The sequence below is a fragment of the uncultured Enorma sp. genome, assembly GCA_905210055.1.
Lineage (GTDB): Bacteria > Actinomycetota > Coriobacteriia > Coriobacteriales > Coriobacteriaceae > Enorma.
In genome coordinates, this window is record CAJLVH010000103.1 from 1 (window position 1) to 7,208 (window position 7,208).

At 62.8% G+C, this 7,208-nt stretch carries 9 protein-coding genes; 7 read left to right on the forward strand and 2 right to left on the reverse strand.

The window, feature by feature from the left end; translation table 11 throughout:
* The coding region (locus QZ079_RS06960; protein WP_297036892.1) for a hypothetical protein at positions 1-767 on the reverse strand (767 nt) is incomplete at its 3' end.
* A 241-nt stretch (positions 768-1,008) separates the two neighbouring features.
* On the opposite strand from QZ079_RS06960, the gene QZ079_RS06965 reads away from it, so the two are divergent.
* From QZ079_RS06965 to phoU, 7 genes are all read left to right on the forward strand, one after another.
* Complete coding sequence (locus QZ079_RS06965) at positions 1,009-1,971, forward strand: phosphate ABC transporter substrate-binding protein (RefSeq protein ID WP_291289748.1); 963 nt, start codon at positions 1,009-1,011, stop codon at positions 1,969-1,971.
* A 95-nt stretch (positions 1,972-2,066) separates the two neighbouring features.
* Entirely contained in the window at positions 2,067-2,966 is a 900-nt protein-coding gene (gene pstC, locus QZ079_RS06970; RefSeq protein ID WP_291289749.1) for a phosphate ABC transporter permease subunit PstC, read from the forward strand.
* The gene (locus QZ079_RS06975) at positions 2,959-3,621 is read left to right on the forward strand and encodes a PstA family ABC transporter permease (RefSeq protein ID WP_297036897.1); all 663 of its coding nucleotides are present in this window, start codon (positions 2,959-2,961) and stop codon (positions 3,619-3,621) included. Before pstC ends, QZ079_RS06975 begins: the two co-directional genes overlap by 8 nt.
* The gene (locus QZ079_RS06980) at positions 3,599-3,829 is read left to right on the forward strand and encodes a hypothetical protein (RefSeq protein ID WP_297036900.1); all 231 of its coding nucleotides are present in this window, start codon (positions 3,599-3,601) and stop codon (positions 3,827-3,829) included. Before QZ079_RS06975 ends, QZ079_RS06980 begins: the two co-directional genes overlap by 23 nt.
* Positions 3,826-4,674 (forward strand): phosphate ABC transporter ATP-binding protein, encoded by an 849-nt coding sequence (locus QZ079_RS06985; protein WP_297036903.1) that lies wholly within the window; start codon positions 3,826-3,828, stop codon positions 4,672-4,674. The genes QZ079_RS06980 and QZ079_RS06985 overlap by 4 nt, the downstream gene beginning before the upstream one ends.
* A gap of 11 nt (positions 4,675-4,685) precedes the next feature.
* Complete coding sequence (pstB, locus tag QZ079_RS06990) at positions 4,686-5,480, forward strand: phosphate ABC transporter ATP-binding protein PstB (protein ID WP_297036905.1); 795 nt, start codon at positions 4,686-4,688, stop codon at positions 5,478-5,480.
* Positions 5,480-6,151, forward strand: coding sequence for a phosphate signaling complex protein PhoU (gene phoU / locus QZ079_RS06995; protein WP_291289676.1), 672 nt, complete (start codon positions 5,480-5,482; stop codon positions 6,149-6,151). The genes pstB and phoU overlap by 1 nt, the downstream gene beginning before the upstream one ends.
* Before the next feature lie 374 nt (positions 6,152-6,525).
* Here the strand turns inward: phoU and QZ079_RS07000 are convergent.
* A partial coding sequence (locus tag QZ079_RS07000; RefSeq protein ID WP_297036910.1) for an N-acetylglucosamine kinase occupies positions 6,526-7,208 on the reverse strand: 683 nt, incomplete at its 5' end.

A 7,208-nucleotide genomic window follows, 5' to 3' on the forward strand; every position in this document is an offset into this window, starting at 1 on the left:
GAGCCAACCACGGCGGCGACCGCAATGGTGACGGCAAGATAGGCGATGTTGCCCAGGGCGATCGTGCGCGGCAGGCCAACGTAGCGACGCTGTTTCTCGTCGTTCCGCGCGAAGAGGTGCTCGGTACCCGGTGCGACCGGCCGTTCGCCTGCGGACCATGCGGTGCGTGCGCGATACACAGCGCGTTCGCGGCCAAATCCGGCAAGTGTCATGAGACCGGGCGCGAGCGCGCAGGTAAAGACTGCAACGCCAAGGGTGATGGCGGTGGCGGAGAGCACGATTGAAGTGTATTCGCCCGCGCCTACCATGGCGAAGGCGATGAAGAACTCGACGAGCGAGATCGCAACGAAGAGGAAGGTGATGAACCGCGCGATGAAGGCACCGCGGCGCGTGGGCTTGCTCGCATCGACTTCCTGCATGCCGCGCGTCACCACAGCTCCGGTGACAACCGCTTCGCCCAGGCTGTCGGAAGTCGCAACGCTCGCAACAGCGCAAACACGGTAGAGGAAATAGGCAAATGCAGGAACCTTCACCATGCCGCCGCCGCGGTATGTCGAGACAGACGCCGCGATATCGTGCAGGCAACAGAACAGCGGGTAGGCGACCAGCCCGAGAGCGTATGCGAACGCAGCAATCCGGAACTGCCCCGCCGCTTCAATCACCGCTCCCACGGCAAAGCACGCCGCGCAGCAACAGAGGTACAAACCAATATGGATGAACGCTCGGGCTAAGGGGCTTTGCTTGAACCGTGATGACGGGGTTGCCATGTCGCTCCCTCCCGGGGTCGATTTGGAATGCCAGGTGGTTGTGTTTACGATACCCAGCTTTGTAAGCGCTCTGTAAGCGAGCGATTTGAACCGAGTAATGCTTGATTAGACGACTGTAATAACCTGCCGACGAGCGTTGCGCGGGAGACCGGTCGCGGTATCTTGCAAATCGACGAGCGCGGGCTCCCATCTCCGAGTCCGTGAACCTCGCGTGTGTAAGATTCTGGAAGGAGAATCATTCATGTTGAACACTTCGTGCTCCCGTCGTTCGTTCCTCGGCCTTGCTGGCGGTCTCGCTGCCTTCGCCGGCCTTGGCCTCGCTGGTTGCGGCCAGGCTCCTGCCGCTGGTTCCGCTGCTGGCAGCGGTGACGCCGCAGCCGCCCTTTCCGGCACCATCAACTGCGGTGGCGCTACGTCGTTCCAGCCCCTCATCGAGGCTGTGGCCGAGGAGTTCTATAAGGAGAACCCCGACGTCGTGATCGCCATCTCCGGTGGCGGCTCGGGCGACGGCATCTCCGGCATCGTGGACGGCTCGCTGCAGATCGGCCGCTCCGACGTGTTCGCCGAGGAGAAGGTCGACGACGAGTCCCAGCTCGAGGGCCTCGTTGACAACCAGGTGTGCATCGTCGGCATGGGCCCCATCGTGAACGCCTCCGTCGACATCGACGACATCACGACCGAGCAGCTCAAGGGCATCTTCACCGGTGCCATCACCGACTGGTCCGAGGTGGGCGGCACCGCCGGCACCATCAACGTCATCAACCGTGAGGCCGGTTCCGGCACCCGCGCCACCTTCGAGGCCGCCGTGCTTCAGGGCGAGGAGGTTCCCGCGGACTTCACCCCGGTCGCCGAGGTCGATTCTTCGGGCACCGTCGTTGAGCAGGTCGCTGCCACCGAGGGTTCCATCTCCTACGTCGCCTTCAACTACTACGAGACCAACGAGGGCATCAAGGCGCTCAACGTCGACGGCGTCGAGCCCACGCAGGAGAACGTCGAGTCCGGCGACTTCAACATCTGGGCTTACGAGCACATGTACACCCGCTCCGACGAGGATGAGGCCACGGCCGCCATCACCAAGGCGTTCATCGACTTCATCATGAGCGAGGACATTCAGTCCACGACCGTCATCGAGCAGGGCTTCATCCCCGTGAGCAACATGAAGGTTCAGAAGGACGTCGACGGCAACGTCACCCCTGTCGAGTAGCAATTGCTCTTCGTATGAGCTTGTTTGAGTAATTGACACGTTGGGGCGCCTCCCGCTTGCGTGAGGTGCCCTTTCGTCTGTGAGAAAGGCGTCACATGGCAAAGGTCATGCCGAAACGCCGTCTGGAGAACATAGGTCTGGGAATCACTGGTGCGTGCGTGCTGCTCGTAGCCCTCGTGGTTGTTACCTTGATTTTCATGGTTGCAGAGCAAGGTTTGACCACGTTCTTCGTCGACGGTTTCGATCCTATCGCGTTTCTAACCGGTCAGCACTGGATTCCTGAGCAGGATATGTACGGAGCGCTCCCCATGATCGTGGGCTCGTTCTCGGTCACGCTGCTCTCGACCCTCATCGCCTTGCCCATCGCCCTTGGTTCGGCCATGTTCGTGGTCGAGGTCGCTCCGGGCTTCGGTACCCGCGTGTTCCAGCCGCTCGTCGAGCTGCTCGTGGGCATTCCGTCCGTCGTGTACGGCGTGCTCGGCCTCTACGTGGTGAACGCGGCGATGCGCGCGATCTTCGGCGCCGCCGCCGGTACCGGTGCGGGTATTCTTTCCGGTTCCATCGTGCTTGCCGTGATGATTCTTCCTACCGTCACCACGCTCTCCATCGACGCCCTGCGCGCTGTGCCCAACGAGTACCGCGAAGGCTCCTACGCCCTTGGCTGCACCCGTTGGCAGACCGTGTGGCATGTCGTGCTTAAGAGTGCGACCCCTTCGATTATGACGGCCGTCATTCTGGGTATGACCCGCGCCTTCGGCGAGACGCTCGCCGTGCAGATGGTCATCGGCGGTGTGGAGCGCAACATGCCCACGGGACTCCTCTCGCCTGCCTCCACCCTGACCGCCACCCTGACCGCCGGTCTCAATAACGCGGTGAGCGGCACCGAGTTCTACCACGCGCTGTGGACGCTCGGCCTGATCCTGCTCATCATGTCGCTCATCTTCATCGTCATTATCCATATCATCGGTCATAAGGGGGCGAAGCAGAATGGCTAATCAGACCCCTGAGGTCGTCGAGACGCGCGACCTTTCCGCGCACGTCAAGCGCATCGGCCGCCAGGACAAGATCGCTACGGGCATCCTCACTGCCATCGTGGGATTCGTGCTCGCGCTGCTTGCTGCCATCATCATCTACATTCTGGTACGCGGCGGCGGTGTGGCGCTCACGCCTGGGTTCCTCACGAATCCCAGTACAGCCGAGGTCTCGGGCATCCTCTACCAGCTGTTCGACTCGTTCTACATGCTCATCATCACGCTCATCATCTCGGTGCCCATTTCGCTGGGTGGTGCGATTTTCCTCGTGGAGTACGCGCCCGATAACTGGATCACCTCCGCAGCGAAGACGGCGATCGAGACCCTCTCGAGCCTCCCGTCCATCGTGGTGGGCATGTTCGGCTCGCTCTTCTTCGTCGTTGTGATGGGTTGGGGCATCTCGATCCTCTCCGGCGCCGTGGCGCTCACGATGTTCAACATCCCCATTTTGGTACGCACCATCCAGCAGGCGCTCGAGGACGTGCCGCGCAGCCAGCGCGACGCGGCGCTCGCCATGGGTCTTACCCGCTGGGAGACCACGGTGAATGTGCTCTTGCCCGCCGCTCATCTTCACCTCGGGTTCCGCGCCGAGCCGTTTGAACTTCGAGAACGTGCTTAACTTCTCGAGCCCCACGAACCCCTTCAACATCTTCCGTCCCGCCTGCACGCTCGCCGTCTATATCTGGCGCCTCACGAGCGAGCCCACGCCCGGCTCGACCGAGATCGTGTGGGGCACCGCGACGGTGCTCATCGTGTGCGTGCTGCTCTTCAACGTGCTCGCGCGCGTGCTGGGCAAGTTCCTTGCGAGGAGGCTGACCGCCGAATGACCGATACCTTGAACCAGCAGGAAGCCGCGGCGGCTGCCGTTGCGACCGGTGCGCCTGTCGCCCAGACCGCGACCGATACCCCCGCCGCCCTCCTCACCACGAAGGACGTGACCGTCACCTACGACCTCAAGCACGAGGCACTCCACAAAACGAGCCTCGAGTTCCGCGCGGGCGAGGTCACGGCGCTCATCGGTCCCTCCGGTTGCGGCAAGTCCACGTTCCTGCGCTGCCTGAACCTCATGAACCTCGAGATCCCCCGCTGCAAGGTGGGCGGCGAGATCTTCTACCACGGGCATAACATCAACACGCCCAAGGAGAACCTCTTCGAGCTGCGCAAATCTATTGGCATGGTGTTCCAGCAGCCCACGCCGTTTCGCAAGTCCATTCGCGAGAACATCCTGTTCGCGCCCAAGAAGCACGGCCGCCTGCACGGCAAGGACGAAGAGGACGAGCTCGTGGAGACCGCGCTTCGCCAGGCGGCGCTCTGGGACGAGGTCAAGGACAAGCTCAAGCAGAGCGCCCATGCTCTTTCCGGCGGTCAGCAGCAGCGCCTGTGCATCGCGCGCACGCTTGCCATGAAGCCGGATGTGGTGCTCTACGACGAACCCTGCTCCGCGCTCGACCCCATCTCGACGTTTACCATCGAGGAAACGATTCGCTCTCTTTCCGAGACGGGTCTGTGCCAGATCATCGTAACCCACAACATGCAGCAGGCCGGTCGCGTGAGCGATCGCACCGCCTTCTTCTACGTGGGTGATATGGTCGAGACGGGCACGACGCAGCAGATTTTCTCGGCGCCTCGTGACCAGCGCCTTTCCGACTATCTGACGGGTAGGTTCGGCTGATGGAGAATCATATGGATACAACGATCAATGAGGACGTCCACCGCAGCATCGAGGGCGTGGAGAGCATGATCTCCATCCGCGACTTCAACCTGTGGTACGGCGACTTCCAGGCGCTCAAGCACATCTCGCTCGAGATCCCGAAGAACCGCGCGACGGCGTTCATCGGCCCCTCCGGCTGCGGAAAGTCCACGCTGCTACGCACGTTCAACCGCATGTGCGACTTCGTGGAGAGCGTCCGTACCGAGGGTACGATCGAATTCAACGGCCAGGACATTTTCAAGATGGATGCCAACGCGCTGCGCGTGTACGTGGGCATGGTGTTCCAACACCCCAACCCGTTCCCCATGAGCATCCGTGAGAACATCCTTTATGGCCCTAAGCGTATGGGACGCATGAGCCGTGCGGAGGAAGACGAGATCCTCGAGCGCTGCCTGACGCGCGCGGCGCTGTGGGACGAGGTCAAGGACGACCTGAACAAGAGCGGTCTGGGGCTTTCCGGCGGCCAGCAGCAGCGCCTGTGCATCGCCCGCGCGCTCGCGACCGATCCGTCCGTGCTGCTTATGGACGAGCCGACCTCCGCGCTCGACCCCATCTCGACGAGTATGATCGAGGAGCTCATGATGCAGCTCTCCGAGGACCACACGGTCGTGGTGGTCACGCACAACATGGAGCAGGCCGCCCGCGTCGCAGACAAGACGTGCTTCTACTACCTGGGTGAGCTTGTCGAGGCGGGTCCCACGAAGGAACTGTTCTCGAGCCCTAAGGAACAGCTTACGAACGACTATCTCACGGGAAGGTTCAGCTAATGATTTCCACACGTTCCAAGTATAGTCAGCAGCTTGAGAAGATCGATGAGCTGCTGGGCAGTTTTGCCGATAAGACCGCCGGCGACATCCGTGCGCTCACCACAGCGCTTACGGGTGACGCGGAAGTGGCCGAGACGGTGCTCGACGGCGACCAGGAGGCGCGCCGCCTGCGTAGCGCGATCGAGGGCAATTGCACGGATGCCCTGTTGCTGCAGCAGCCCGTCGCCGGTGACTTGCGTTTTGTGACGGGGACGTTTCGCCTGGTATCTGACCTGGCGCATATCGACTCCAAGGCGCGCGACGTGGCGGAGCTTGCGCAGACGTTGCCCGTCGAGGTGACGGCGAACCTGAGCGAGCACCTCGCATTCGCCGCCGAGCGCGTAGCGTCCATGGTCGAGGAGGCCATCGAGGCGTTCCGCACGTCCGACGCCGACCGCGCGCGCGGCGTGTTCGCCATGGACGACGATGTGGACGATGTCTACCTTGCCGCCGAGGGCGTGGTCATCGACCTCATCAAGGCCGGCGAGACGCGCGCGAAGTATCTGCCTGAGCTCCTCATGGTGGCGAAGTATTTCGAGCGCATGGGCGACGACGCCGTGCGCATCGCCGACTGGGTGATCTTCCGCGTGACCGGTGCCCGCGAGCGCGCCGCCGTGAAGCCGGAGGAATAGCCGGGGCACGGATTAGCCGGGGCGCCGCGATTAGCTGGGGCGCAGCGGATTAGCCGGGGGCGCCGCGTATTAGCTGGGGTGCTGCGGGCACAATTCGACATCCCCCGCGCGACCTTGCGCGTTAGCTGAGCCGGGCGGTTCCTTCCTCGCCGCCCGGCTCGCTTGCTATGTGGAGACGTTACCGCGGACGTTACCGCGGACGTTGCCGCGCGAGCCGTTCCTGTGTCGCCAGCTGCCGCTGTTTATCCCTTACCACGACGTCGACATTTTCCGCCACTTTTCGGGTTCTATGCGTGAAAAGTGGCGGAATATGTCGACGTCGCGCGTATCGGCTGAAGATGGTTGATGCGCGGGCTGTTCGCTTTGTGGCCAGATTATAGGCTGCTGATTGAGCGCATACCTAGACGTTTCTGCAGGATGAGCACGGCGCCGCGGTCGGGTTCGAACTGCGGCGGGACAAGTTCGCAGCAGCGGGGGAGGGTGGCAGCGAGCGGCTCGAGGATGAGGTCGCCTGCTTTGAACGTGCCTCCGATGTACGTGACGGGGATGCGCTCGCAATCTCCGAAGATGCCGTGGACGATGGCGGAGACCATCTCGGCTTCCTCCTGCGCCGCGCGTTTAAGGATCGCGCGGGCACTTGCGTCGCCTGCGCGCGCCGCCTCGGCAACCAGCGGTGCGAGTTGGGAGATGCGCGAACGGCTCGCCATGTTTTTCTGTGCGAACTCGATGACTTCGAAATCATCGGCGATACCAAGCTCACGGCGCACGAGGCTGTGGATGGCGCTCCGCGGCTCGCGTCCGTCGCTTTGGCGCGTGAAGGTGCGCAGCAGCTCCTTGCCGAGCCAGCCGCCGCTGCCCTCGTCGCCCAGCTCATAGTCCCAGCCGCCACAGCGCATAGAGCGGTCTTCGCACACACCGTAGGCGATCGATCCGGTGCCTGCGATGATGACGATGCCGTCGCGCATGGCAAGGCCGGCAGCCCAGGCGCTTTCCACATCGTTTACGAGGGAGAACGGGTGTTCGCCTGCTGCGCCGAGCGCGGCGTCCTCAATGGCGG